Source organism: Sphingobacterium composti, assembly GCF_009829075.1.
GTDB classification, from domain to species: domain Bacteria; phylum Bacteroidota; class Bacteroidia; order Sphingobacteriales; family Sphingobacteriaceae; genus Sphingobacterium; species Sphingobacterium composti.
The window spans coordinates 16,372-41,797 of record NZ_WUQZ01000002.1 but is presented as its reverse complement, the minus strand read 5'-3'; the positions used below and the strand labels follow the sequence as shown (position 1 = coordinate 41,797).

Sequence of the window (25,426 nt, the reverse complement as noted above, 5' to 3'; positions counted from 1 at the left end):
TCTATTTGACTACTTAATTTTTTCGAAAGCTTGTTCTAAATCCGCTTTGATGTCATCAATATGCTCGATACCTACTGAAAGACGCAATGAACCAGGATAAACACCTGCTTTAGCTTGTTCCTCAGCACTCAACTGTTGGTGAGTAGTAGCTGAAGGGTGAATGATTAATGATTTTGCGTCACCTACATTTGCCAAATGGCTTACTAATTCCAATGCGTCGATGAATTGGTCAGCTTTTTCTGCCCCACCTTTGATAGAGAATGAAAGAACTGCGCCGTATCCATTTTTCAAATATTTTTTTGCGTTTTGGTGATGAGGATGACTTTTCAATCCTGGATAGCTTACTTTTTCCACTTGTGGATGTGCCTCCAACCATTGAGCGATTTCTAATGCGTTATCGACGTGTCTTTGTACGCGAAGAGATAATGTTTCTAATCCTTGCAATAATAGGAATGAGTTGAAAGGAGATAGGGCAGGACCAAAATCTCTCAGACCTTCTACACGAGCACGAATTGCGAATTGAATATTTCCGAAAGGACCATTTTCACCAAAAACATCTGAGAAAACTAATCCATGGTAACCTTCTGATGGCTCTGAGAATTGCTTGAATTTACCATTTCCCCAGTTGTAATTTCCACCATCAATGATTACACCACCAATACTTGTTCCGTGACCACCAATCCATTTTGTTGCCGATTCCACCACTACATTTGCACCATGCTCTAGTGGTTTGAATAAATAACCACCAGCACCAAACGTGTTATCTACGATTAATGGCAAATCATGTTTGCGTGCAACTGCAGCAATTTTCTCAAAATCAGGAATATTATAGCTTGGGTTACCAATAGTTTCTACGTAAATAGCTTTGGTTTTATCATCAATCAATGCTTCGATATTATCTGCATCCGAATCAGCAGCAAAGCGAACATCAATACCTAATCTTTTGAAAGCTACCTTAAATTGATTGTATGTACCACCGTACAAGTTTGAGCCAGCTACAAAATTATCACCACTCTCTAAAATATTGTTCAATGCAATAAATTGAGCTGCTTGTCCTGATGCTACTGCTAAAGCAGCTACACCACCTTCTAAAGATGCAATTCTCTTTTCGAATACATCTGTCGTAGGATTCATGATACGTGTATAGATGTTTCCAAATTGCTTTAATGCAAATAGATTTGCACCATGTTCTGCATTTTCGAATACGTATGATGATGTTTGGTAAATAGGAACTGCTCTTGAGCCAGTTGTAGGGTCTACATCTTGTCCTGCGTGAACTTGTAAAGTTTCGAATTTTAAATTTTTATTCTCAGCCATTTTCTTTTCTGTTTTTTTAGGTTATTAAATATATATTAAATCTATCAATAAAGCGGAATTGTGGTCGTCATGTTAGTAATGCCAATGTGTAAACAGGGTAAATACCGACGACTACCGCATTCGGATAGATAATAAATTATTGGATAATAAGAATTTTCCTTGCTGATTCAATACAGCAATATCAAAATTGGAAGAATTTGTAAAATTTGTCATAGTCTTTTATCATTTATATGCTCCAAAACAATATTGTCTTAGACAGGACTTGGCACCTTTTCAATCTTTATTGAAGGTTGCCAGTGGGTCATTGAGCCAGTCTCTCGCCACTTCTTTATAAATCAAGACCTATTACTAGAAAGGTATTGATTAGATGTACTCTATAAAAGTACTCGACAAATATAATAGAAATTTTAATTATTTAAAATTATTTGGCAGGTAACAGCAAAAAAATAAAGTTCAATCGGTAGGATTGAACTTTATCTAGGTTGGGTTGACTATTTGTTTCATCATTCTAAAATTTTAGATGCTTAACAGTAAGACCATTGTTAATTAATTGTTTCAATGCATCTATACCAATGTTTAAATGCGTTTCGACAAATTTTTCAGTTACAGACAAATCAGATGCTGCGGTTTTAACGCCTTCTGGTACCATTGGCTGGTCTGAAACTAATAATAAAGCCCCCGTTGGAATTTTATTCGCAAATCCAACGCTAAAGATAGTTGCAGTTTCCATATCGACAGCCATAGCACGGATGGATTTCAAATACTTTTTAAATGCTTTATCGTGCTCCCATACGCGACGGTTAGTTGTATAAACTGTCCCAGTCCAATAATCACGTTCATGGTCTCTTATTGTCGTCGAAATGGCTTTTTGCAAAGCAAAGGATGGGAGTGAGGGAACTTCTGGCGGAAAATAATCGTTGGATGTACCTTCTCCTCGAATAGCTGCAATAGGAAGAATGAGTTCACCTACAGCAATTTTCTTTTTTAATCCACCAGTTTTCCCTAAGAAAAGTACAGCTTTTGGGTCGATTGCTGTTAATAAGTCCATTACTGTGGCAGCCATCGGACTTCCCATTCCGAAGTTTATTAAAGTAATTCCATTGGCAGTACAAGCCTGCATTGCTTTATCTTCACCATAGATAGGTGCATCATCATGCATGGCTGAAAACATTTTGACATATTTGGAGAAATTAGTTAATAAAATATATTCCCCAAATTCCTCTAACGGTTTACCTGTGTAGCGTGGTAACCAATTTTCTACTATTTCATCTTTTGATTTTAGCCCTGGCGTAATAGGGCTTTCAACTGATTTTTGTTTTTTCGTCATAATACAGTTTTTATGTTTTAATATAACAAAAATCCCTCACTTTTTTAGGTGAGGGATTCATATCTCTAGGCTACTTTTAACTTCTTAATATCTGATTTAGCAAATTTCTTTTTCGCATAATCAAGCGTAATATGTAGCGTCTTGTCCTCACTCGACTCTTTGCTAGATGGAATCTCAAACATAGCATCCAGCATTATCGCTTCACAAATGCTACGTAATCCACGTGCACCCAATTTGAATTCCCAAGCTTTGTCAACAATGAATTTGTAGACTTCTTTGTCAAAAACTAAATCAACGCCTTCGTATTCAAACAACTTAATATATTGTTTGATTAAAGCGTTTTTAGGTTCTGTCAAGATGCTTAACAACGTCTCTTTATCCAAAGGATTCAAATGTGTCAATACTGGAAGACGACCAATCAACTCTGGGATTAATCCAAAGTTTTTCAAATCTTGAGGTGTGATATATTTGTACAGATTGTTCAAATCAACATCTTCCTCTTCTTCTAACATTTTGAAACCTACAGTCTGCGTTCTTAAACGGTTAGCAATTTTCTTTTGAATACCATCAAATGCACCACCACAGATAAATAGGATGTTACTAGTGTTGACAGAAATCATTTTTTGGTCAGGGTGTTTACGACCACCTTGAGGTGGTACGTTCACATTTGTGCCTTCCAAGATTTTTAACAACGCTTGTTGTACACCTTCGCCAGATACATCACGTGTGATAGATGGATTGTCACTCTTACGAGCAATTTTGTCAATCTCATCAATGTAGATAATACCTCGTTCGGCAGCAGCTACATCGTAATCCGCTGCTTGCAACAATCTTGTCAAGATACTTTCTACGTCTTCACCCACATAACCAGCTTCTGTCAATACCGTAGCATCTACAATTGAGAAAGGTACATTCAATATTTTAGCAACTGTTTTTGCTAATAATGTTTTACCTGTACCAGTTTCACCAACGATAATCAAGTTGGATTTTTCAATCTCAGTTTCATCAGCAGAAGATTTTTGGTTCAATCTTTTGTAGTGATTGTATACTGCTACTGAAATAACCTTTTTTGCATCGTCTTGACCGATGACATATTGATCTAAATGCTGCTTGATCTCTAGCGGACGAATTAGTTTTAATGTCGTCTGTAAAGATTTGTTTTTACGTTGATTTAGTTCTTCTGCTAAGATTTCTCCCGCCTGAGTCACACAACGATCACAGATATGTGCTCCGTCACCAGCAATAAGCATTAAAGCTTCATTTTTGCTGATGCCACAAAAAGAGCATTGTATATCTTTTTGATTTTTACTCATCTTATTTAATAATATCTTTTCTTGGTGCTAAGACCTCATCAATCATTCCAAATTCTTTGGCTTCTGCCGCTTTCATCCAATAATCACGATCAGAAGATTTTTCAACCCACTCATATGACTGACCTGAATGCTCAGAAATGATAGTGTATAATTCTTCTTTCAATTTCATCATCTCACGCAAGTTGATTTCCATATCTGCAGCTACCCCTTGAGCGCCACCTGATGGTTGGTGAATCATCACACGCGAGTGTCTTAATGCAGCACGTTTACCTTTTGCGCCAGCAACTAATAAAACAGCACCCATTGATGCTGCAATACCTGTACAGATAGTTGCTACATCCGGTGTAATATATTGCATCGTATCATAGATACCTAGCCCTGCATATACGCTACCGCCTGGAGAGTTGATATAAATCTGAATATCTCTTTTCGCATCAGTAGACTGCAAGAATAACAATTGAGCTTGAATAATGTTTGCTACTTGATCGTTAATTCCGTCACCTAAGAAGATAATACGATCCATCATCAAGCGGGAGAATACATCCATTTGTGCTACATTCAATTGACGCTCTTCTACGATGTAAGGTGTCAAGTTAGTAGGCATTTTAGTTTCTACTCGTGAGATAAAACCATCCACATGTTGACTTCCAATTCTGTGGTGTTTGATCGCATATTTTCTGAATTCGTTTTTATCTATATTCATGTTTTTCTATTTTTCAATAAACCTAAAATTAAAGACTAAATATAAATGCTTTTTGTTTAAAAACTATAATAATTTATGTCTCTAAAATGTAATTTGGAAGATCGGCTATAAACTCATAGCTATTGTCTTCAAAATTGATTTTGCAAAAGTAATGTTCTAATCCATTACTTACCAATAACAAAGGAATTTTGTGCTTGCTATTGTAAGCGCTGATTTGTTCAAATGTTTTTGCATTTATCTTCACCTCAGGTGCTTTAAATTCCGCCAATATTATTTTCTCTCCTTTATTATTGTAAATAATTAAGTCAGAACGTTTTTGTAAATCATTCAATACAAGGCCACCTTCTATTTTCATCAACGATTTGGGGTAATTCTTATATTTATGCAAGAAATGTACCCAATGTTGCCTTACCCATTCTTCTGGTGTCAATACCAAATTCTTTTTACGCAATACATCAAAGATGTAAATCTTATTGTTAGCGCGTGAAAGTTTAAGTGAAGTAGGAGGTAAGTTCAATGGAACAGGACTAAACATATACAAATATACGCAAATGTATATGTAATTAGAAATTGATAATTTTTCATTCTTATACATTCGACGAATGTTTCATTAGAAATAGTTAATTTCGCGATGTTATGAAAGTACAAGAAATACTTAGCGCAATAAAACAACGCAAATACAAACCATTGTATTTGTTGCATGGAGAAGAATCGCATTATATTGATGTGATTTGTGATGCGATAGAACATTCTGTACTCAATGACGCTCAAAAAGGTTTTGACCAGACCATATTGTATGGTAAAGATGTGGATTTTGCAACTATCATCAGCGCTGCCAAACGCTATCCGATGATGAGTGATTACCAAGTCATCATTATAAAAGAAGCTCAAGGATTGAAGTGGAAGGGTGAGGATGGCGTAGAAATGTTGGCCAAATATGTCGAAAATCTAACACCGACTACCATTTTAGTCTTCGCCTATAAACACGGTAAATTCGATAAGCGTACGAAGTTATATAAAGCTATCGAAAAGGCTGGAATCGCTTTTGAGTCAGAAAAGCTTTATGACAATAAAGTCGCGCCCTGGATTATAGACGAGATACAAAGTCAAGGACATAAAATTCATCCGCAAGCAGCAGCTTTAATGGCCGAGTATATAGGTACGGATTTATCAAAAGTTGCGAATGAAGTTCAGAAGCTAATATTAAATGTATCCAAAGAGAGAGAGATTACTGTACAGGATATTGAACAAAATATTGGCATTAGTAAAGATTTCAATGTTTTTGAGTTGAATAATGCTTTAGGTAAGCGCGATGCTTTGAAGGCTATTCAAATAGTCGATTATTTTGCGGCTAATCCCAAATCCAATCCCGTGGTGTTGGTTATGGGGACATTATACAGTTATTTTTCTAAGGTGTTGAAATACCATTATCTTACAGATAAATCAGCAGCTGCTAAAGAACTAGGTGTAAATCCATTTTTCGTGAAAGACTATGAATATGCAGCTCGCAATTTTAATAAATTAAAGCTATTTCATATCATGAACATATTGAAAGATTATGATTTGAAATTTAAAGGATTGGACGCTGGTCCGAATACTACGGATGGGGATTTGATGCGGGAAATGATTTTCAAAATTTTAAATTAATTATAGAATACATATGAAAAAATTCTTATTTGCTATAGCTTTGATAAGCGGAACGATGTTAGCAAATGCGCAGTCATCGTACTATACCATTATACAAGGTGGTGGAAATTTGGGATTTGCCAATGAAGGTTATAAAGGTGCTTTCAATGGATATTCTGCACACTTTATTTTTGGTAAAAACTATAATGACCGTGCTTATTTGGGTTTAGGATTAGGAAATGAAAGATTTAAAGGAACTTATGAGACTAATGATCCGCATCATGATGATTTTGGTGACAAAAAGTATTCTTATGACCAAAATTTATTTCCAATATTTATAGACGGTCGCTTGCCTTTTGGAGAATTCAATGCGAGTTCTAAGATTGGAATTTTAGCAAATGCTGGTTATGCACCAAAATTGAGTGCGCAATATGACAAAGGAGTGTTGTTCAAAGCAGGGTTCTTTTATTTGCATGAACGCCCTGCAAAAACAAGTTGGACTGTATCTGCAGTATATGGATATCAGCAATTAACTAAAAATATTTATTTGAAAGATTTTCAACACCAACATTTCAATATTTCTGTTGGTTTAATGATAAAATAACTGATGAAAGACGGTAAAACAAGAGCTGATATAAAGCCAGGAATGTTGGTTAATATCGTGCTAAAGAAGGATCAGCGATCAGGCGAGTTGACTGAAGGGATAGTTAAAGATTTGTTGACATCTGCAACATTTCATCATCGTGGAATTAAAGTAAGATTGACGGATGGTCAAATAGGTAGAGTGCAAGAAATTATTGATGATGATTTTTAAAAATATTCAATATGCCCTCTTAATTTTTATATTTTGCTTTTGAATTTTTACTTTTTATTTCTACCTTTGTCTCCCGTGAAATTTGATACTTTTGACCCGGTAAATGATACAATCAACATCAATGTAAACATTGAAATATCATATATTTGATACGTTTAGCCCATTAGGGCTTTTTTTGTGTCCAAAAATATTGAATGATCAAACGCTACAAAATGAATAATTTATTTTTTACTACAATATAAAAAATGACCAGCTACAGTAAATTACCCGCAATTTTAGTTTTAGAAGATGGTACTGTTTTTCATGGTAAAGCAGCCGGAAAAATAGGAACAACTACTGGTGAAATTTGTTTTAATACAGGTACAACAGGTTACCAAGAGATTTTTACAGATCCTTCTTATTATGGACAGATCATGGTGACTACCAATGCTCATATTGGTAACTATGGTATAGATGAAGATGATGCTGAATCTAACAAAATTCAAATAGCTGGTTTAGTATGTAAAAATTATAACATTAACTATAGCCGTAAAATGGCGGATAGTTCTATCCAGACTTATTTTGAGGAGCAAAATTTGGTTGGTATTTCGGATATTGATACACGTTCATTGGTACGTCATATTCGTGACAAAGGAGCGATGAATGCTATCATTTCATCTGAGAATTTAGATGCAGAATCGTTGAAAGCTGAATTGGCTAAAGTTCCTTCAATGGCAGGTCTGGAGTTGTCTTCAACAGTTAGTACTAAAGAACCATATTTCTACGGTGATGAAGATGCAGCAGTTCGTATTGCTGTATTGGATTTAGGTATCAAACGCAATATCTTGAGAAACTTTGATGCACGTCAGGTTTATGCTAAAGTATTCCCAGCGAAAACTTCTTTTGCGGAAATGGAAGCTTGGGGAGCTGATGGTTATTTTATCTCAAATGGTCCTGGTGATCCAGCTGCTGCAGATTATGCGATTCAAACTGTAAAAGAAATTTTAGCAGCGGATAAGCCAATGTTTGGTATTTGTTTAGGTCACCAAATCTTAGCATTAGCAAATGGTATTCGTACTGAAAAAATGTTTAATGGTCACCGTGGTATCAATCACCCCGTGAAAAATATCATTGCTAATCGTTGTGAGATTACTTCACAAAACCACGGTTTCGGTGTAGTAAGAGAAGATATCGAGAAGTCAGATAATATTGAAATAACACATATCAACTTGAATGATAACTCAATCGAAGGTATCCGTGTGAAAGGTAAAAAAGCTTTCTCTGTACAATACCACCCAGAATCATCTCCAGGGCCACACGATTCTCGTTACTTATTTGACGATTTCGTTAGCATGGTAAAAGCATAATAAAGCATTATTGTATATATTTTTAGAAGCTCAACATCGAAAGATGATGAGCTTTTTTGATTTATTTTAGTTTGTTATTGATGTTAAAAAATAGAGTGCTTTCATTTCTAAAAAGCTACTATTTATAACAGCCTTTCGAACGGAATGATGTGTATAGAGATATCTAGAGACTACGAACATTTACTTTTTAATGGACTTCTCTTATATCTAAGTGACAAGTAATTTTTTACCTGTTTATATACTCGAAATGGTATACTATACCAAAAAATCCCCAAGCTTAGCTTGAGGATTTCTAGTATATATTGTGTATTCGAAAAAGGCTTATTTTTCTTTTTCTTCGTTGATGTCTGTTGAGACTGAATCATCGCTATTCGGATTTTCACCTTTCACTACGATTTCATTTTTCTCCTCATCCAAATCAACAGTCAATAAAGCATTTGATTTTAGTTCACCTCGAAGAATTTCTTCTGCGATAGGATCTTCCAAATATTTCTGAATAGCACGTTTCAAAGGACGCGCACCAAAATTGGTATCGTAACCTTTTTCTGCTATGTATTCTTTTGCCTTATCTGTCAATTGAATACTATGACCTAATGCTTCTATACGTCCGAATAATGATTTTAATTCAATATCAATGATTTTGAAGATATTCTCTTTAGTCAATGAGTTAAATACAATTACATCATCTACACGATTCAAGAACTCAGGAGCAAAGGCACGTTTAAGCGCTGTTTCGATTACACCTCGTGAATGCGCATCAGCTTGCGTTTCTTTAGCAGTAGTGGTAAAACCAACACCTTGACCAAATTCTTTCAATTGACGAACACCAATATTCGAAGTCATTATAATGATTGTATTTCTGAAGTCCACACGACGACCCAAAGAATCTGTCAATTGTCCTTCGTCCAAAACTTGTAATAATAAGTTGAATACATCTGGATGTGCTTTTTCAATCTCATCCAATAAGACTACTGAATAAGGTTTACGACGAACTTTCTCCGTCAGTTGACCACCTTCTTCGTAACCTACATATCCTGGAGGCGCTCCAACCAAACGAGAAACAGCAAATTTTTCCATGTATTCACTCATGTCAACTTGAATCAGCGAATCTTCTGAATCAAACATGAAACGAGCCAATTCTTTCGCTAATTCCGTTTTACCAACACCCGTTGGGCCTAAAAAGATGAACGAACCAATTGGTTTTTTCGGATCTTTTAGCCCTGCACGTGTACGTTGAATAGCTTTAACCAATTTCTGTACAGCATCGTCTTGACCAATGATACGTCCTTTCATCGATTCACCCATATTCAATAGCTTTTGGCTATCCGTTTGGCTAACTCGTTGAACAGGAATACCCGTCATCATCGATACAACTTCAGCTACATTATCTTCCGTTACGGTATAACGTTTGGTTTTCGTTTCCGCTTCCCAAGACGCTTTTTCTTTTTCTAATTCTTCTAAAAGTTTTTTCTCCGTATCACGTAACTTAGCTGCTTCCTCATATTTCTGCGAACGAACAACTTTGTTTTTCTCTATTTTGACTTCTTCAATTTTCTCCTCAATATCAATAATCGTTTGTGGAACATGAATATTTGTCAAGTGAACACGTGAACCCGCTTCATCCAAAGCATCAATAGCTTTATCTGGTAAGAAACGATCGGTGATATAACGAGTAGTCAAAGTCACACACGCTTCTAACGCTTCTGGCGTATAGTTTACATTGTGGTGTTCTTCGTATTTATCTTTTATACGATTTAAGATTTCCAATGTCTCGTCATGCGAAGCTGGTTCGATCATTACCTTTTGGAAACGACGATCCAAAGCACCATCTTTTTCGATAAACTGGCGATACTCATCTAACGTTGTCGCGCCAATACATTGAATTTCTCCACGTGCCAAAGCTGGTTTGAACATATTCGAAGCGTCCAATGAACCTGAAGCACCACCAGCACCAACTATGGTATGAATCTCATCGATGAATAAAATTACATCTGGTGATTTTTCCAATTCGTTCATCACAGCTTTCATACGCTCTTCGAATTGACCTCGGTATTTTGTACCTGCAACCAGAGACGCTAGGTCTAATGTTACGACACGTTTGTTGAACAATACGCGTGAAACTTTCCGTTGTACTATACGAAGTGCCAAACCTTCGGCAATAGCAGATTTACCAACCCCTGGTTCTCCAATTAGGATAGGGTTGTTTTTCTTGCGACGTGATAAGATTTGGGAAACACGCTCAATTTCTTTTTCACGACCTACAATTGGATCCAATTTACCTTCTTCTGCAGCACGTGTCAAATCACGACCAAAATTATCCAAAACAGGTGTTTTCGATTTAATGTCAGAAACCTTTTTAGGTGCTGAGAAGTTTTCTTGCTCTTCATAATCATCATCCGGTGATGAAGAACCTGTGGCTTCGTCCGTAATATTTGTTTTGCTTTGCTCTACTTCATTTTTAAATAGGTCATATGATATACCATATTGTTGTAAAATCTGTGACGCAATATTATCTTCATCACGCAAAATCGCTAAAAGGAGATGCTCAGTGCCAATAATGTCGCTCTTGAAGATTTTAGCTTCTAAATATGTTATTTTTAGGACTTTTTCAGCTTGTTTAGTTAATGGAACAGATCCTATTGGTGTTCTTGATACAGAAGATCCTTTCACAGCATCCTCAATAGATTGTCTTATAGCAGCTGTATCAAGATTTAAGTTCTTAAGAATTTTGATAGCGATACCATCACCTTCTCGGATTAGTCCTAGCAAAAGATGCTCAGTTCCAATATAATCATGACGAAGACGTAGTGCTTCTTCACGGCTATAGGATATAACATCTTTTACTCTTGGTGAAAATTTTGCTTCCATTTAATTACCTTTCTTTGTTTGTAAGTGAGGGTTTGTATAAAAGTATGAAATAAATAAGAAAACCGCACTTATATTTATTAGAAATTATCAACAATTGAGCCACAATATTAGTTCGTCAAAATGGCAGTAATTTATTTATAGTCGATATCTCTTTCTATTCTAAGGATATCTATGTATTTTTATTTGGGGCTAATTTAGCTATCTTTGACTAACGAAAAACATAAGGAAAATTCTGTATTAAATATTTATAATGTCTGACGAAAAAATAATCTTTTCGATGGCTGGTGTAAACAAGATTTACCCACCTCAAAAACAAGTTTTAAAAAATATATACCTATCCTTTTTTTATGGAGCTAAAATTGGTGTAATAGGTTTGAATGGTTCGGGTAAATCCTCTTTATTGAAGATTATAGCTGGATTAGATAAATCTTACCAAGGTGAAGTCGTTTTCTCTCCTGGTTATTCAGTTGGTTATCTTGCTCAGGAGCCAGTTTTAGATCCAGAAAAAACAGTTCGTGAGATAGTAGAGGAAGGTGTAGCAGAGATTACAGCAATTTTAAAAGAATATGAAGAAATAAACGAAAAATTCGGCTTGCCAGAAGTTTATGAAGATGCGGATGCAATGGATAAACTATTGGCACGTCAAGGCGAATTACAAGATAAAATCGACGCAACAAACGCTTGGGAATTAGATTCTAAGCTGGAGCGTGCAATGGACGCTTTGCGTTGTCCTGAGCCAGAAGCTAAGATTGCCAATCTGTCAGGAGGTGAGCGACGTCGAGTAGCGATGTGTCGTTTATTATTACAAGAGCCAGATGTCTTATTGTTGGATGAGCCGACCAACCACTTGGATGCAGAATCAATTGATTGGTTAGAACAGTATTTACAACATTACAAAGGAACTGTTATTGCGGTGACGCACGATAGATATTTCTTGGATAATGTAGCAGGATGGATTTTGGAATTGGATAGAGGTGAAGGTATTCCTTGGAAAGGAAATTATTCTTCATGGCTTGACCAAAAAGCAAAACGTCTAGCGCAAGAGGAAAAACAAGAAACCAAACGCCAAAAAACTTTAGAGCGAGAGTTGGAATGGGTGAAGATGGCTCCTAAAGCACGCCACGCCAAATCAAAAGCACGTTTGCATAATTACGAGAAATTAGCATCTGAAGAAACTAAAGAGCGTGAAGAAAAATTAGAATTATTCATTCCGCCAGGACCACGTTTGGGTAATGTCGTAATTGAAGCTAATAATATTTCTAAAGCATACGGAGATAGAATTCTTTTCGAAAACTTAAGTTTTTCATTGCCACCAGCGGGTATTGTGGGTATTATTGGGCCAAACGGTGCTGGTAAAACAACATTGTTCCGCTTGATCACGGGACAAGAAAAACCTGATACTGGTGATTTCAAAGTAGGAGAAACTGTAGTATTAGGATATGTGGATCAAATGCACGATGATTTGGACCCTGAAAAATCAGTTTGGGAGAATATCACAGACGGTAATGACAATATTTTGTTAGGCAATAAGACGCTTAATTCACGTGCTTATGTGTCAAAATTTAATTTTAATGGCGCAGATCAGCAAAAGAAAGTAGGCGTGTTGTCAGGAGGTGAGCGTAATCGTGTGCATTTAGCTATCACGTTGAAGAAAGCTTCCAACGTATTGTTATTGGATGAGCCTACCAATGATATTGATGTGAATACATTGCGTGCATTGGAGGAAGGATTGGAGAATTTCGGTGGTTGTGCGGTTATTATTTCCCATGATAGATGGTTTTTAGATAGAATTTGTACGCACATATTAGCTTTTGAGGGCGATTCTCAAGTGTATTTCTTCGAAGGTAACTATACGGAATACGAGGAAAACCGTAAAAAGCGTTTAGGTGATGTTGGTCCAAAACGTATTAAATACAAAAAATTGGTTAAGTAATTAAATAACGGATGAGTTTAGAATCAGCGAAGTTACTTGAAGCAATCATAGATACTGCAATAGATGGAATTATTACGATTAGTAATCGAGGTATTGTAGAATCAATTAATCCAGCAGCGTTAGAATTATTTGGTTATTCGGCAGACGAAATCATAGGCAACAATATATCTATGTTAATGCCTGAACCTTATAAAAGTCAGCATGATTCATATATCCATAATTACAAAACTACTGGAAATCGCAAAATTATAGGGATAGGTCGTGAAGTCTTAGGAAAAAGGAAAGATGGCACGACCTTTCCTTTTCGCTTAGCAGTTAGTGAGGTTTTCTATAAAGACAAAAGCATTTTTACAGGATTTGTTCACGATTTGTCAAAAGAAAAGGCCGCTGAAGATAGGCTAATGCAACATACCATTGAGCTAGAAGAAACGGTGCGCCACAGGACGAAGGATTTGATTGCATTGGTGTCAGAACTCGAAAGAGCAAAAGCTGATGTAAGTAATTCCTTGGAAAAGGAAAAGGAGCTAAATCAGCTGAAATCACGATTTGTTTCAATGGCATCGCATGAATTTCGTACTCCATTGAGTTCGGTGCAACTTTCAGCATCATTGATTGACAAGTACGTCGAACAAGATAAGGTAGATGCTATATCAAAGCATACAAACCGTATCAAAAGTGCTGTTCAACTTCTGAATAATATTTTGAATGATTTTCTTTCACTTGAAAAATTGGAAGCAGGTGTCGTGGTTGTGAATCAGCAAACGATTAATGTAGTACATCTTGGGGAAGAAATAACGGGCGAAATGCAGATGATTTGCAAAAAAAATCAACATATCGTCTATCAACATACAGGTGCTAATGCTGAATTTGATTTGGATGCGCACCTTTTGAAAAGTAGTATTATAAATTTGATCTCGAATGCAATTAAATATTCTGGGGAGGATACTTTTATTGAATTTGCAACAGAGATTACCGAGGATGCTTGCACAATTATCATAAGAGATAATGGCATAGGTATTCCTGAAGAAGACCAAAAAAATCTTTTTGAACCATTTTTTAGAGCGCACAATACAGGAAATATCCCAGGAACTGGATTAGGTCTGAATATTGTAAAGCGTTATGTAGCACTGATGGGAGGGGAATTGGAATATTGGTCAGCTATACATGAAGGAACGTCATTCAAAATGACTTTTCGCAAGTAAAAAATCTACACTATGAATAAACGTACTATTTTGATTATCGAAGATAATCTTGAGATAAGGGAGGGGACTGCCGAAATTTTAGAGTTGACAAGTGGGTATAACATTCTTACAGCTGAGAATGGTAAAATCGGAGTAGAACTCGCAATGAAACATGTTCCAGATTTGATTCTTTGTGATATCATGATGCCAGAATTGGATGGTTATGGTGTTTTGTATATGCTAAGTAAACAAGAGTCCACTATGCATATACCCTTTATTTTCTTGACGGCAAAGTCTGAACGTGTGGATATGCGTAAAGCAATGGAAATGGGGGCTGATGATTATTTAGTAAAGCCTTTTGACGACATTGAATTGCTCAATTCTATTGAAAGTAGATTGCGCAAACGCGATAGCCTTCAGTCCGTAATCGAAAAAAGTAGTACTCTTATTCTTACAGAAGAGGATCAGAATATATTGCTAAATGATCTGGTTAAAGAGGCTCGTGTAAAAGTTTATAAAAAGAAACAACTTATATATGAAGAGGGGGATTCTCCAGTATATGTGTACTATATCGTGAAAGGTAAAGTTCGTACATTTTTATATTATCAGGATGGGAGAGAATTGTCGACAAATATTCATACCGATGGACAATTTTTTGGATATGAATCTATATTGTTGAATGAGGGATATACGGAGAGTGCAAGTGCGTTGGAAGATACCGAAGTAGCATTAATTCCAAAGGAAAAATTTTTTGAATTAATGTTTAATAAACCTGTAATAGCAACGAAGTTTATCAAATTACTTTCAGGAAATGTGAAAGAAAAGGAAGAGCAGATGCTTGGCTTTGCGTATGATTCAGTGCGTAAACGTGTGGCAAATACTTTAGTGCATATTGCTCTAAAGACTAAAAGTAATGATGACCAAGATGAAGTGGTTATAAGAATATCAAGAGACGACCTTGCGGCATTGGCAGGTACTGCAAATGAGACTATTAGCCGAATGTTGTCCGACTTTAAGGACGAAAAATTAATTACAAAAGAAGGTAATGCGATTCGGATTTATTCTATCGAAAAACTTAAAAATATAAAGCAATAAAAAGAAGAGGCTTCTAAATAGGAGCCTCTTCTTTTTTATATTGTGATACAAATCATATATTAAGTTGACTACCTGCATTCGTGTCCCCTGCGAATGATAGTACTTTTGAACTAATAAATAGTACAATAGTTGATGAGAGTAGTTGCTTACAATATTCAAGAATTTGAGAAACAAACATTAGCCAAAGCTAACGCCAAGGTTCATGATTTGACTTTAATCTCAAATCCTTTGAATCTGGCTACTATACGATATGCGGTTGGTAAGGAAGTTGTTATTGTGTCAGCTAACGACAAATTGGACAAGGAAATGCTTCAAGCATTAAGTGCGATTGGCGTTAAGAAAATAATCACCCGTTCAGTTTCACTGAATCATATTGATGTTTCTTTTGCAAATAAACTGGGGTTACATGTAGCAAATACTCCTGCAGAGGATGATTCTCCTAAAAATATAGCTATTCAAACTATTGATAATTTAAATAATTGGCTAGATGGACAATGTTTTCTAGGCACTTGTCAATGTAAAATAGATAGCAGCGTTGATAAACGCAAACTTCATACTAAGCGTAAAGAATATGAACGATAAGGAATTAGTAAAGAAATACAATGTCGCTGCACCACGATACACTTCATATCCTACAGTACCATTTTGGGAAAATGATTTATTTACAGAAGAGAAGTGGAAATCAAATGTAGTAGCTCGCTACAATCAATCCAAAGAGCACGGAATTAGTATCTATATTCATCTACCATATTGCGAAAGCTTGTGTACTTACTGTGGTTGTAATACACGAATAACAAAAAAACACAAAGTCGAAGAGCCGTATATAGATTCTTTGTTGAAAGAGTGGAATATGTATCGTCGCCTCCTTGGGGAAGGCAGTATTTCAATTCATGAAATACATCTTGGTGGCGGTACACCCACTTTTTTTCAGCCTGAAAATCTTGAAAAGTTAATTTATGGAATTTTAGAGGGCAATCAGAAAACTGCGAATGCAAGTTTTTCTTTTGAAGCGCATCCAGCAAATACGAGCAGAGAACATTTACAAACGTTGTATAATCTTGGGTTTAGACGCTTAAGTTTAGGAATTCAAGATTTTGACGAGCGTGTTCAATTTGTTATAAATCGTCAGCAGACGGTAGAAGATGTTTCACGTGTCATGACCGAAGCGCGTGAGATAGGTTATGAATCTATCAATTTTGATTTGATTTATGGTTTGCCTTTGCAAACTCAAGAATCTGTAAAAATGACGATTGATGTATCGTTAAAGATGTCTCCAGACCGCATTTCGTTTTATAGTTATGCACACGTACCTTGGCTCAAACCAGGACAAAGACGTTTTACTGAACTCGATTTGCCTGTCGGGGAGGAAAAACTAGCTCTTTATAATTTAGGAAAATCTATGATTCAAGATGCTGGCTATGAAGATGTGGGTATGGATCATTTTTCTAAAAAAGAAGATGCCTTATTTATCGCAAACCTAAATGGAACTTTGCACCGCAATTTTATGGGGTATGCTGATCAATACACACCACTAATGATAGGTCTTGGTGTTTCGTCCATTTCCGATGCTTGGACTGCTTTTGGACAAAATGTCAAAACGGTTGAAGAATACCATCAATGCATAATTGAGGGTAAACTACCAGTTTTCAAAGGCCATTTGTTGGACGATGAAGATATTATTATTCGTCAATATATCCTCGATATGATGTGTAGAGGTGTGGTGAATTTGATTCCAAATAGTGAATTTAATGAACGAATCTTACAAAGATTAAATCCTTTAGAAAACGATGGCTTGGTGTTTATAAATGGTCTGAATATCTCCATTACTGAATCGGGGAAATCATTCCTTCGGAATGTGTGTATGGCTTTCGATGAGCGCTTACAGCGTACAAAAGAAAGAGAGAATTTATTTAGTCAAGCAATATAGCGTAAAAAGTTATGGCGGTAAATGCGGAATTGAAATTGGCAACAAATTGTTATCATTGCGGGGATAAAGTGGAGGAAACACCCTATCTATTAAATGATCATACATTTTGTTGTCTCGGCTGTCAGACCGTCTATCAAATTTTAAATGAGAATAATCTTGATAGTTACTACCGATATAATACGCATCCTGGGAAATCCCAAAAATCCGATAAACAGGATTTAAGTTATTTGGATGAGCCTACTATCATCAGCAAATTGGTTGACTATCAGGATGAGAATTTGGCCATAATTACTTTTTATATTCCTGCGATTCATTGTAGTTCTTGTATTTGGCTGTTGGAAAACCTCTACAAATTAACTTCTGCTGTAAAGTCTTCGAAAGTAGATTTTATGAAAAGGCAAGCCAGCATCAAATTCCATAAAGCAGAAATGTCTTTGCGTGGGTTGGTAGAGTTACTTCAAAATATTGGTTACGAACCAAAAATCACCTTACAAGATGTGGTGAAAGAAGGGAAGAAAATCAATCAAAATGGGTTAATAGCTAAAATTACTGTAGCGGGATTCTGTTTTGGTAACTCAATGATGATAAGCTTTCCTGATTATTTTGGAATGGGAGGTTTTGAGAAGGAGTACGCAAATTTCTTTGGCTACATGAATTTGGCGTTTGGAATTCCAGTTTTGTTATATAGTGCATCCGATTATTTCAAATCTGCTTGGAATAGTTTGAAGCAAAAGCAACTAAATCTCGACGTGCCATTGGCTTTAGGGATTTTTGTGCTGTTTTTGCGTTCGGCTATTGAAATAATTACACAAACTGGTCCAGGATTTATGGATACGTTGTGCAGTTTGGTGTTTTTCATTTTGATCGGAAAGTGGGTTCAACAGCGTACGTATTATCATATTTCTTTTGAACGGGATTACCGCTCGTATTTTCCAGTTGCTGTAACCGTTATAGAAGAAGAAAAAGAACTTCCAAAGCAAATTGCTGATTTGGAAATAGGTAATCGTATTTTAATTCGCAACAATGAAATCATTCCGGCAGATGCAATCCTTTTGAAAGGAAATGCTTCAGTGGATTTTAGTTTTGTGACAGGAGAAAGCAAGCCTGTAGAAAAAGTCTTAGGCGAAGTCGTGTATGCTGGTGGTCGACAAATCGGAGGTGCAATAGAATTGGAAGTTGTGAAAGCGGTTTCGCAAAGTTATTTGACACGTTTGTGGAACAATGAATCGTTCAAATCTTACGAAAAGAAATTTGACACTTTTGTAGGTTATATCAGTAAATATTTCACGGTTGTGTTAGTGAGTATTGCGTTATTGGCATTAGGATTTTGGTTTGTTAATGGTCAAGCCGACAAAGCTTGGGCGGCATTTACAGCGGTGCTGATTATAGCTTGTCCCTGTGCCTTGGCTTTGAGTTCGCCGTTTACACTTTCTGCGGCGTTGAGTATTTTAGATAAAAATAAATTTTATATCAAAAATACTTCGGCAATTGAACAAATGGCTGCAATTGATACGCTAGTTTTTGACAAAACTGGAACCATAACATCTCCGACAGCTTCTGCTATGGTTTTTGAAGGTGAACTTAATCCAAATGAAAAAGATATACTATATTCTATATGTCGCAATTCTAACCATCCTTTGAGTCGTGAGATTTTGAAAAGTTTGGGTGAATGTCAATTGCTTCCAATCTCGAATTACAAAGAAATTGTTGGTCAAGGGCAATCTGCTGATTATTTAGATTATTCTGTATCACTTGGAAGTGCAGCTTTTGTCGGAGAAAACAAAAAAGCAGAAGGTACTTCGGTGTATGTGAATATTAACAAAGAAATCAAGGGAGTTTTCACATTAGAACAATCTTGGCGTTCGGGACTAAATGAGGTTGTTCAAGCTTTGAAAAGTGGCGATTACAACTTACATTTAATTTCTGGTGACAATGAACGTCGCGCAGAAGCATTAAAAATTATTTTTCCATCACAATCTAATTTACTCTTTAACCAAAATCCTACGGATAAATTGCAACGCATAGAGCAGTGGCAATCTGCGTCTCACAAAGTATGTATGTTGGGAGATGGTTTGAATGATGCTGGCGCTTTACGCAAAGCGGATTTGGGAATTGCGGTTTCAGACGATATAAACAATTTTTCACCCGGTTGTGATGCGATTTTGGATGGCGAGTCATTTGCTAAAATTCCAGCGTTCTTTAACTTTAGTAAAGATGCGGTGAAAGTGATAAAAATGAGCTTTGTAATATCGATCTTGTACAATATTATTGGGATTAGCTTTGCGGTACAAGGGACGATGTCTCCACTTTTTGCAGCAATATTGATGCCTATAAGCACCGTGACAATTATTTCATTTACAAGTTTGATGACACGTTGGTATGGAAAGAAAAGGGGATTGATTTAGGTTTAGATATCAGATGCTAGATATTAGACGTTAGATTTTGTTATTGTCCAATATGCATTGTATCTCAGTTTTCTCAAATCTAATATCTCAAATGTAAAATGTCTAATTTTAACTTTTGACTTTGAAAAAATGAACATCATATTTTTATTAATTGGATTTAGTGTTTTTATAGCCTTAATATTTTTAGGAGCTTTCTTTTGGGCAAATAAGACCAAACAGTATGAAGATACATATACGCCTTCGGTTCGTATTCTTTTTGACGATGAAGTCAAGGATGTAGATAATTTAAAATAATGGTTTAATTCTTCGTAACTTCGCAACAAATTAATAATAAAAATGCCAAGAGAAACAAAAGAAGGTTTATACCGTGGAATTATTGAGCAGGATGCAGATGGGAATTATTTCTGTGGTCCGTTAATATTGGATTATAAACTTGCAAAATATTATTTCAAGTTGGGTGATTACATCAGTGTGAAGAAAGTCGTGAGTAATACAAGTGCTAAAAGTGCTGAAAAATATCCGCAAAAAGGAGTGAAATTTTCACTTGCTGATAAAAGAAACGAAGATTAAAAGAGATTTAGGGATTGCCTAAATCTCTTTTTCGTTATGGCTTTTCAAAGCCCTATCTCCTCAAACATCACTTTATTTGTATCTCTATTTTGGTACTTATGATACAATTCAATATGTACCTTCTTAATTCCTGTATGTACTTTTTGATTACATTTTTGTGAATAATTATAGCCTACAACAAGACTTCCTTCTTTTCCAGGTATGGTTTTTATTTCGACATAATGTTTGATAAAAAGTGTATCGTTTTGTACCATTTCTTCTTTTTGGATGTTTTTTATTCGATAAATAGTACGTCCACCAGACTTGATATGGCCGCTTAGATTGTAAGATAATATGTTATCGATTTTTTGAATACTATCAATTTTTGGCTCCAATAATGGGATATTGGGCAAAAGTTTATTGTAACGCACATGAGCACCATTTTCAGCATATCTAGAAGCTTTTTGATATTCGCCCATAACAGTTTCTATCTTCAATTTCCTTTCAGCTGTTTTGCATCCAAAGATGGACAATATTGAAAACATAATTACGATTCTAAACATAAGATTAACAGTTATAATAAGGTTCGGGCAAGATGACTGGTATAGCTAATAAATCTTCGATTGGTTTTGCATATTCATCTAATTCATTTTGATTGGTATAAAAAATAGTTGTGCTATAATCTTGTCCCAAAAGTTTAACACTCAATTCGGCATAACCACCGCCTTTAGCTGGTAATACGTTTTGAATGATTATTTGTTCGACTTCTTTATTATCAAATTCTATGGCATATTGGTCGGAAGTGAATCCAAATCTATTGGTTTCTTTATTAAAATACACCGTTTGTTTGTGACCAGCCAGTGTTTCTATGTGTTTGGGTTTGGCAGTTACTTTAGAATTGCTGCGATAATCAGGAGCAAACTGCAAATGCGAATGAAATGAAATTACTTGAGTAAATTCGGGTTTTAAATCATAACGTTCTAGTAGAATAATCGCCGTATAATCTCGATAATTGGATATTGACAATGAAGTACAACCATCATCATATTGGTCTTCGTCATACGTATAACAAATGCTTAATGCAATACCGTCTAAATCAAAACTTAAATACTTTTGGTCTTTGCGTTCGTAGCCAGCGTCATCTACATCAGTTGGGATTTCGTCCATCCAAAGTTTACGCAGCTCATTATAACTTGCATCGGTATTTTTTCCATCATTCAAAGTCGCAAAAAACGATTGTACAGCAATTTCTTTTCTGTCGTTGTCATCCACAAATTCTAATTCATCGATGATGAGAGAACCAATTCGTACGGGAAAATTGAATTTATAATAATCGATATCGAAATTAGATTTATACAATGTGCCCACATTTAATTTCTTAATATCTATATACAATGTATCCCAAGATATAAATAGAGGAGGTGTGCTTAATATTTCAAATCCTTCGGTATAATCTTCAAAATTTTTATCGAGAATGCGATAGTTTTTGCCTTGTGATTGAATCCAAATACGTTGCTTTTGTTCTTTGTTACTATTCACAATTTTGAAAAAAGCCGCATCATCAAAGCCAAATCGTTTGGATAATTGTTTATAAGCCTTCGAAAAACCCTGTTGTAAACAGCAGATATAATGTTGATGCCAATCGAAAAGAAAAAGAAATGGTCTATCGCCCAAAATTTCGACATAAGCATATTTCAATTGCGATAAATCAACCGATTCTTCATAACCGTGGTCTTGATAATAAAGTTTATCGCCGTTGATGTAAACATTACCATCATCGGTTTCGACTGGAAATCTATCTTTATTTTTTTTGAAAAATTGGAACATATCACTACTATTTATTTAAAAAATCGCTTTAAAAATGAACTTTTTTTGACTGGTTCTAAGCCTAATTCTTCTCGATTTATTTCGATTTCATTTTCAGTAGCTAACGCTAACAATTCTTGAAATCTTACTTCGTTTGCCAAAGGCGAATCTTTTCTGTAATGAAATAATAAACGCTGTATGGCGTGTTCGTAATGAGCAATTTCTAACGATTTTTCGTAATATTTGATAGATTTGTTCACATTTTCTTTCAAACCAAACCCATTTTCATACATAATTCCGTAATAAATAGGCGAAAATTCTTCATTAACGTCTTTTTTCAAAATCGGCAAAAGCTTGTTGAATGCACCTTTTTGATAATATATTTCTGCGATTTTTTGGTCGTTAAAATAATATTTCTTTTGAGCTTTTAGATAATAATCCAACGCCTTGTCATAATCTTGTTCCACCCATTCACCATAAAAATATAAATCGCCCAAATTCGCAAATGCAAGTCCGTTACCTAATTCAGCAGCTTTTTCGTAATATGCAATAGCCTTATTGATGTCTTGTTCGCAGCCGATACCATTTTGCAGGTGATAACCCAAATCATTCGTAGCTAAAGCATATCCTAATTCGCTCGATTTTTTATAAAGCTCGATGGCTTCCTCTATATTGTAAAATTCGCTATTGTTTTCATCCGAATAAATTCCCGCCAAATCGTACATCATTCGTGCATCGCCTCGCTGTACACCCAATTTTAAAACTGGAATAGCTTGGTCGATTTTATTTTGTTTGATGTATTCGTTTGCTAAATCATACAAACTGTCATTATCATAAAATTTAAAATAGTCTTCGCCTAATTTCGACTTCCATTTTTCATAGAAATCCGTAAAATATTGACCGTCTTTACCTCGTAAATTGTATCTGTTTTGATATAATTTCCCGATGGCATTGTTTGGTATTTCAACAACTTCATCATTCAGCGATAGTGCATAAATAGTATCATTTTTATATAACAACAATTTTTGCTCATCTGTATCAATTGCTTCCGAAATATATTCGTATTTTTCACTTGATTGATTTGTGTTTCCATTCCAAAATGTATAGCCAGAAGTTCGTTGTATGATGAAAATTTTGGGATATGCTAATGCTATTTTCTGGATTTCGATATCTAGATTAATAAGCCAAATTTGTTGTTTGGCATCAAAAAATCCAGTTCCGTTATCCGTTTGTAAGATGTACGAATTTGGGAAATCATCTGAAAAATAATCTACAATAACGTTGTTAATTTTATCAGCTACCGAAACATCACGTTGTTCTTTTAGATTATAGATATACCATTCGCCATTCTTTTTGTAAGCTAGGGTTTCGTATGTATCTAAAGGAATTATTTTATCAATATCGGTTTCTAAAATACTTCCATCTGGCTTGATGATTTGAATTCTCTTTTGAAATTTATTCGGTCGTATATAATAATGCTCAAAAGGAATATCTTCGACCATATCTTCGAGAAATTCGCCCAAAAAACTACCTTTATTGCTGTAATATTTTCTTTTAGAAGTGCCGTTTCCTTTTGTGAAATACAATCTGTAATTGTAAAAATCGAATGGATTTTCGCTTCCTTCACGAATTACCACATTATTTTCGTGGTCGATTAGATAATATAAACCGCCTTGTAAAGCATTGAAATAATTTCCATACAAATGTTGGATTTCTTCATAGATAATTGGGATAAGAACTGTATTAGATTCTACGTTCAATAAACCAAATTTATCTTTCTGAATAACAATTCCGACTACATTTTGAAATTCGAAATCGTTGTTTTTGATTTCTCCATAAAAAATTTGAAACGCATTAAAAGCATCATCATATTTTGGTGGTACAATTTCTGCACCTTTACTGTTGATATACCCGAATTTATTTTGATTTTTTAAAACGGCGATATTGTGTTCAAAAGCAAAAATTTCTTGATATATAGGAGGGACGATGATATTGTTTTGAACATCACGAACGCCTGCTAATCCATTTTCTTCAAATATTTCTACAAAATCATTTTTGTAAGCGTCTTCATTCCAATACCCCAATCCATAATTTACCCAATCGGTTTGTAAAGCCTCTAAAAAAGTGTTGTAACCAAACGATTGTAAATAGTCATCAAGTGGTTGCAAAGACCGTGTTTCTATCGCTTTTTCAAACAACAGCGCTTGTTCTTTTATCTCGATAACCCAATTTTTGGCTTGTTGGCTGTGTTTTTCTTCATTCATATTAAACACGTCAGTTGCATCCATTTCAATCGTGTCATAAGGCAAACTCTCCAAAAATGCGAACATCTTTTCTACAGGTTCGTTGAAAACTTTTTTGTAGGTTAGTTGATACACTTCACCCAGCAAATCATAAAAGCGTCTAAGATTTGAAATTCCTTGAATTTTGTCGGCATATATAATTTTTCCTTTTGCATACGGATTTGCACTAAACAACGGTAATAGGAGTGGAGGAATAACGTAATTCCATTCTCCCAAATAATGAGGAAAGGTATTGTTTGGGTGTAAATCGGTATTGTATATATAAAGACGATGCGCCATAGTGGGTTATTGATTTCTAAATTTTCTAAAAATTTGCTTGAACTTTTATTGCTTTTGTTTTTAATGAATGATTGTCGACTGTTTGATAATAAACGGTGCGATAAATAGAATCGTTAGAAAATTCAAAAGAATCATCAAAGAAATAGTTGGCTTGTTTTTGGTAATATGCTTTTGAAAGCTGATTGGGATTGATGGTTTTAAAAGAAACGAATGAAAAATCGCCAATCGCATATTCTTTAAGTAAAAATTTGTTTTCGTGTAGTTTAAAAATAAATGCTACATCTAAAGAGTCGTTTCTGTAAATACGTCTTGTTCCATCCAAACGCTCGTCATTACCACACAAATAAAGGGTGTCAGAAAGCGAATAGTTTTCATATCGTTCTATAAATTCTTCATTAAAATGAATGTTGAAATTTTTTATCGTTTTTAAAAATGCTTCAGGCGTAGTTTGTTTTAATGTCAATTCTTTTATGGTAAAACTTTCATCAATCGTTAATGTATTGGATTGTTTTAACTCATTACATCCAACCAAAACCCAAACGAATAAAAATAAATAAGCAGCAAATTTTTTCATAAATCGTAATTAAAGGATTAAAGCGGCATTTCTTAGTGTAACACTGATTAATTTGTAACC

General features: G+C 35.1%; 22 protein-coding genes and 1 riboswitch. Of the genes, 12 read left to right on the top strand and 10 right to left on the bottom strand.

What is annotated here, in order from left to right:
* Window positions 1-9: 9 nt before the first annotated feature.
* The 5 genes from GOQ17_RS01500 to GOQ17_RS01480 form a co-directional block, all read right to left on the bottom strand.
* Window positions 10-1,317 carry an O-acetylhomoserine aminocarboxypropyltransferase/cysteine synthase family protein gene (locus tag GOQ17_RS01500; RefSeq protein WP_159633787.1) on the bottom strand — a complete coding sequence of 436 codons (1,308 nt, stop codon included), beginning with the start codon at window positions 1,315-1,317 and terminating at the stop codon, window positions 10-12.
* Window positions 1,318-1,540: 223 nt separating this feature from the next.
* Window positions 1,541-1,654: riboswitch (SAM riboswitch) on the bottom strand.
* Window positions 1,655-1,825: 171 nt separating this feature from the next.
* On the bottom strand, window positions 1,826-2,644 hold the full coding sequence (locus tag GOQ17_RS01495) for an AMP nucleosidase (protein ID WP_159633784.1): 819 nt from the start codon (window positions 2,642-2,644) through the stop codon (window positions 1,826-1,828).
* 65 nt (window positions 2,645-2,709) lie between these two features.
* Window positions 2,710-3,957, bottom strand: coding sequence for an ATP-dependent Clp protease ATP-binding subunit ClpX (gene clpX, locus GOQ17_RS01490; protein ID WP_159633781.1), 1,248 nt, complete (start codon window positions 3,955-3,957; stop codon window positions 2,710-2,712).
* A gap of 1 nt (window position 3,958) precedes the next feature.
* Entirely contained in the window at window positions 3,959-4,660 is a 702-nt protein-coding gene (locus GOQ17_RS01485; protein ID WP_159633778.1) for an ATP-dependent Clp protease proteolytic subunit, read from the bottom strand.
* Between the two features lie 73 nt (window positions 4,661-4,733).
* Window positions 4,734-5,195, bottom strand: coding sequence for a type I restriction enzyme HsdR N-terminal domain-containing protein (locus tag GOQ17_RS01480; protein WP_159633775.1), 462 nt, complete (start codon window positions 5,193-5,195; stop codon window positions 4,734-4,736).
* 101 nt (window positions 5,196-5,296) lie between these two features.
* On the opposite strand from GOQ17_RS01480, the gene holA reads away from it, so the two are divergent.
* From holA to carA, 4 genes are all read left to right on the top strand, one after another.
* On the top strand, window positions 5,297-6,307 hold the full coding sequence (holA, locus tag GOQ17_RS01475; protein ID WP_159633772.1) for a DNA polymerase III subunit delta: 1,011 nt from the start codon (window positions 5,297-5,299) through the stop codon (window positions 6,305-6,307).
* A 13-nt stretch (window positions 6,308-6,320) separates the two neighbouring features.
* Entirely contained in the window at window positions 6,321-6,890 is a 570-nt protein-coding gene (locus GOQ17_RS01470; protein WP_159633769.1) for a hypothetical protein, read from the top strand.
* 3 nt (window positions 6,891-6,893) lie between these two features.
* On the top strand, window positions 6,894-7,100 hold the full coding sequence (locus tag GOQ17_RS01465) for a YwbE family protein (RefSeq protein WP_159633766.1): 207 nt from the start codon (window positions 6,894-6,896) through the stop codon (window positions 7,098-7,100).
* Between the two features lie 245 nt (window positions 7,101-7,345).
* Window positions 7,346-8,446 carry a glutamine-hydrolyzing carbamoyl-phosphate synthase small subunit gene (gene carA, locus GOQ17_RS01460; protein ID WP_159633763.1) on the top strand — a complete coding sequence of 367 codons (1,101 nt, stop codon included), beginning with the start codon at window positions 7,346-7,348 and terminating at the stop codon, window positions 8,444-8,446.
* A 321-nt stretch (window positions 8,447-8,767) separates the two neighbouring features.
* Here carA and GOQ17_RS01455 read toward each other — a convergent pair whose 3' ends face one another.
* Window positions 8,768-11,314, bottom strand: a complete 2,547-nt coding sequence (locus tag GOQ17_RS01455; protein ID WP_159633760.1) for an ATP-dependent Clp protease ATP-binding subunit — start codon at window positions 11,312-11,314, stop codon at window positions 8,768-8,770.
* A gap of 250 nt (window positions 11,315-11,564) precedes the next feature.
* Between GOQ17_RS01455 and ettA the strand changes: the two genes are divergently transcribed.
* The 8 genes from ettA (at window position 11,565) to GOQ17_RS01415 (ending at window position 20,425) form a co-directional block, all read left to right on the top strand.
* A complete protein-coding gene (gene ettA, locus GOQ17_RS01450) occupies window positions 11,565-13,247 on the top strand; it encodes an energy-dependent translational throttle protein EttA (RefSeq protein ID WP_159633757.1) in 1,683 nt (560 codons plus the stop codon).
* A gap of 11 nt (window positions 13,248-13,258) precedes the next feature.
* Entirely contained in the window at window positions 13,259-14,449 is a 1,191-nt protein-coding gene (locus GOQ17_RS01445; protein ID WP_159633754.1) for a PAS domain-containing sensor histidine kinase, read from the top strand.
* Between the two features lie 12 nt (window positions 14,450-14,461).
* Window positions 14,462-15,523: a response regulator gene (locus GOQ17_RS01440; protein ID WP_159633751.1), complete on the top strand. Its 1,062-nt coding sequence runs from the start codon at window positions 14,462-14,464 to the stop codon at window positions 15,521-15,523.
* 132 nt (window positions 15,524-15,655) lie between these two features.
* Window positions 15,656-16,105: a Rossmann-fold NAD(P)-binding domain-containing protein gene (locus GOQ17_RS01435; RefSeq protein ID WP_159633748.1), complete on the top strand. Its 450-nt coding sequence runs from the start codon at window positions 15,656-15,658 to the stop codon at window positions 16,103-16,105.
* Window positions 16,095-17,450, top strand: coding sequence for an oxygen-independent coproporphyrinogen III oxidase (gene hemN / locus GOQ17_RS01430; protein ID WP_159633745.1), 1,356 nt, complete (start codon window positions 16,095-16,097; stop codon window positions 17,448-17,450). Before GOQ17_RS01435 ends, hemN begins: the two co-directional genes overlap by 11 nt.
* Window positions 17,451-17,461: 11 nt before the next feature.
* A complete protein-coding gene (locus GOQ17_RS01425; RefSeq protein ID WP_159633743.1) occupies window positions 17,462-19,855 on the top strand; it encodes a heavy metal translocating P-type ATPase in 2,394 nt (797 codons plus the stop codon).
* 129 nt (window positions 19,856-19,984) lie between these two features.
* Entirely contained in the window at window positions 19,985-20,149 is a 165-nt protein-coding gene (ccoS, locus tag GOQ17_RS01420; protein WP_149914993.1) for a cbb3-type cytochrome oxidase assembly protein CcoS, read from the top strand.
* 42 nt (window positions 20,150-20,191) lie between these two features.
* Window positions 20,192-20,425 (top strand): hypothetical protein, encoded by a 234-nt coding sequence (locus GOQ17_RS01415; RefSeq protein ID WP_159633740.1) that lies wholly within the window; start codon window positions 20,192-20,194, stop codon window positions 20,423-20,425.
* A 44-nt stretch (window positions 20,426-20,469) separates the two neighbouring features.
* Here GOQ17_RS01415 and GOQ17_RS01410 read toward each other — a convergent pair whose 3' ends face one another.
* The 4 genes from GOQ17_RS01410 to GOQ17_RS01395 are packed head-to-tail and all read right to left on the bottom strand — an operon-like array spanning window position 20,470 to window position 25,366.
* A complete protein-coding gene (locus tag GOQ17_RS01410; RefSeq protein WP_236537014.1) occupies window positions 20,470-20,967 on the bottom strand; it encodes a hypothetical protein in 498 nt (165 codons plus the stop codon).
* Window positions 20,968-20,971: 4 nt separating this feature from the next.
* Complete coding sequence (locus GOQ17_RS01405; protein ID WP_159633735.1) at window positions 20,972-22,231, bottom strand: hypothetical protein; 1,260 nt, start codon at window positions 22,229-22,231, stop codon at window positions 20,972-20,974.
* A gap of 11 nt (window positions 22,232-22,242) precedes the next feature.
* Complete coding sequence (locus GOQ17_RS01400; protein WP_159633732.1) at window positions 22,243-24,792, bottom strand: tetratricopeptide repeat protein; 2,550 nt, start codon at window positions 24,790-24,792, stop codon at window positions 22,243-22,245.
* Window positions 24,793-24,817: 25 nt separating this feature from the next.
* On the bottom strand, window positions 24,818-25,366 hold the full coding sequence (locus GOQ17_RS01395; protein ID WP_159633729.1) for a hypothetical protein: 549 nt from the start codon (window positions 25,364-25,366) through the stop codon (window positions 24,818-24,820).
* Window positions 25,367-25,426: the final 60 nt, after the last annotated feature.

What these genes read in the sequence shown, in the direction of transcription:
- GOQ17_RS01400 (WP_159633732.1), bottom strand. Translation starts at nt 24,792, where the DNA reads ATGGCGCATCGTCTTTATATATACAATACCGATTTACACCCAAACAAT.
- GOQ17_RS01435 (WP_159633748.1), top strand. Translation starts at nt 15,656, where the DNA reads ATGAGAGTAGTTGCTTACAATATTCAAGAATTTGAGAAACAAACATTA.
- hemN (WP_159633745.1), top strand. Translation starts at nt 16,095, where the DNA reads ATGAACGATAAGGAATTAGTAAAGAAATACAATGTCGCTGCACCACGA.
- ccoS (WP_149914993.1), top strand. Translation starts at nt 19,985, where the DNA reads ATGAACATCATATTTTTATTAATTGGATTTAGTGTTTTTATAGCCTTA.
- GOQ17_RS01395 (WP_159633729.1), bottom strand. Translation starts at nt 25,366, where the DNA reads ATGAAAAAATTTGCTGCTTATTTATTTTTATTCGTTTGGGTTTTGGTT.
- GOQ17_RS01445 (WP_159633754.1), top strand. Translation starts at nt 13,259, where the DNA reads ATGAGTTTAGAATCAGCGAAGTTACTTGAAGCAATCATAGATACTGCA.
- carA (WP_159633763.1), top strand. Translation starts at nt 7,346, where the DNA reads ATGACCAGCTACAGTAAATTACCCGCAATTTTAGTTTTAGAAGATGGT.
- GOQ17_RS01500 (WP_159633787.1), bottom strand. Translation starts at nt 1,317, where the DNA reads ATGGCTGAGAATAAAAATTTAAAATTCGAAACTTTACAAGTTCACGCA.
- GOQ17_RS01495 (WP_159633784.1), bottom strand. Translation starts at nt 2,644, where the DNA reads ATGACGAAAAAACAAAAATCAGTTGAAAGCCCTATTACGCCAGGGCTA.
- holA (WP_159633772.1), top strand. Translation starts at nt 5,297, where the DNA reads ATGAAAGTACAAGAAATACTTAGCGCAATAAAACAACGCAAATACAAA.
- GOQ17_RS01455 (WP_159633760.1), bottom strand. Translation starts at nt 11,314, where the DNA reads ATGGAAGCAAAATTTTCACCAAGAGTAAAAGATGTTATATCCTATAGC.
- GOQ17_RS01415 (WP_159633740.1), top strand. Translation starts at nt 20,192, where the DNA reads ATGCCAAGAGAAACAAAAGAAGGTTTATACCGTGGAATTATTGAGCAG.
- GOQ17_RS01485 (WP_159633778.1), bottom strand. Translation starts at nt 4,660, where the DNA reads ATGAATATAGATAAAAACGAATTCAGAAAATATGCGATCAAACACCAC.
- GOQ17_RS01425 (WP_159633743.1), top strand. Translation starts at nt 17,462, where the DNA reads ATGGCGGTAAATGCGGAATTGAAATTGGCAACAAATTGTTATCATTGC.
- GOQ17_RS01480 (WP_159633775.1), bottom strand. Translation starts at nt 5,195, where the DNA reads ATGTTTAGTCCTGTTCCATTGAACTTACCTCCTACTTCACTTAAACTT.
- GOQ17_RS01410 (WP_236537014.1), bottom strand. Translation starts at nt 20,967, where the DNA reads ATGTTTAGAATCGTAATTATGTTTTCAATATTGTCCATCTTTGGATGC.
- GOQ17_RS01405 (WP_159633735.1), bottom strand. Translation starts at nt 22,231, where the DNA reads ATGTTCCAATTTTTCAAAAAAAATAAAGATAGATTTCCAGTCGAAACC.
- ettA (WP_159633757.1), top strand. Translation starts at nt 11,565, where the DNA reads ATGTCTGACGAAAAAATAATCTTTTCGATGGCTGGTGTAAACAAGATT.
- GOQ17_RS01465 (WP_159633766.1), top strand. Translation starts at nt 6,894, where the DNA reads ATGAAAGACGGTAAAACAAGAGCTGATATAAAGCCAGGAATGTTGGTT.
- clpX (WP_159633781.1), bottom strand. Translation starts at nt 3,957, where the DNA reads ATGAGTAAAAATCAAAAAGATATACAATGCTCTTTTTGTGGCATCAGC.
- GOQ17_RS01470 (WP_159633769.1), top strand. Translation starts at nt 6,321, where the DNA reads ATGAAAAAATTCTTATTTGCTATAGCTTTGATAAGCGGAACGATGTTA.
- GOQ17_RS01440 (WP_159633751.1), top strand. Translation starts at nt 14,462, where the DNA reads ATGAATAAACGTACTATTTTGATTATCGAAGATAATCTTGAGATAAGG.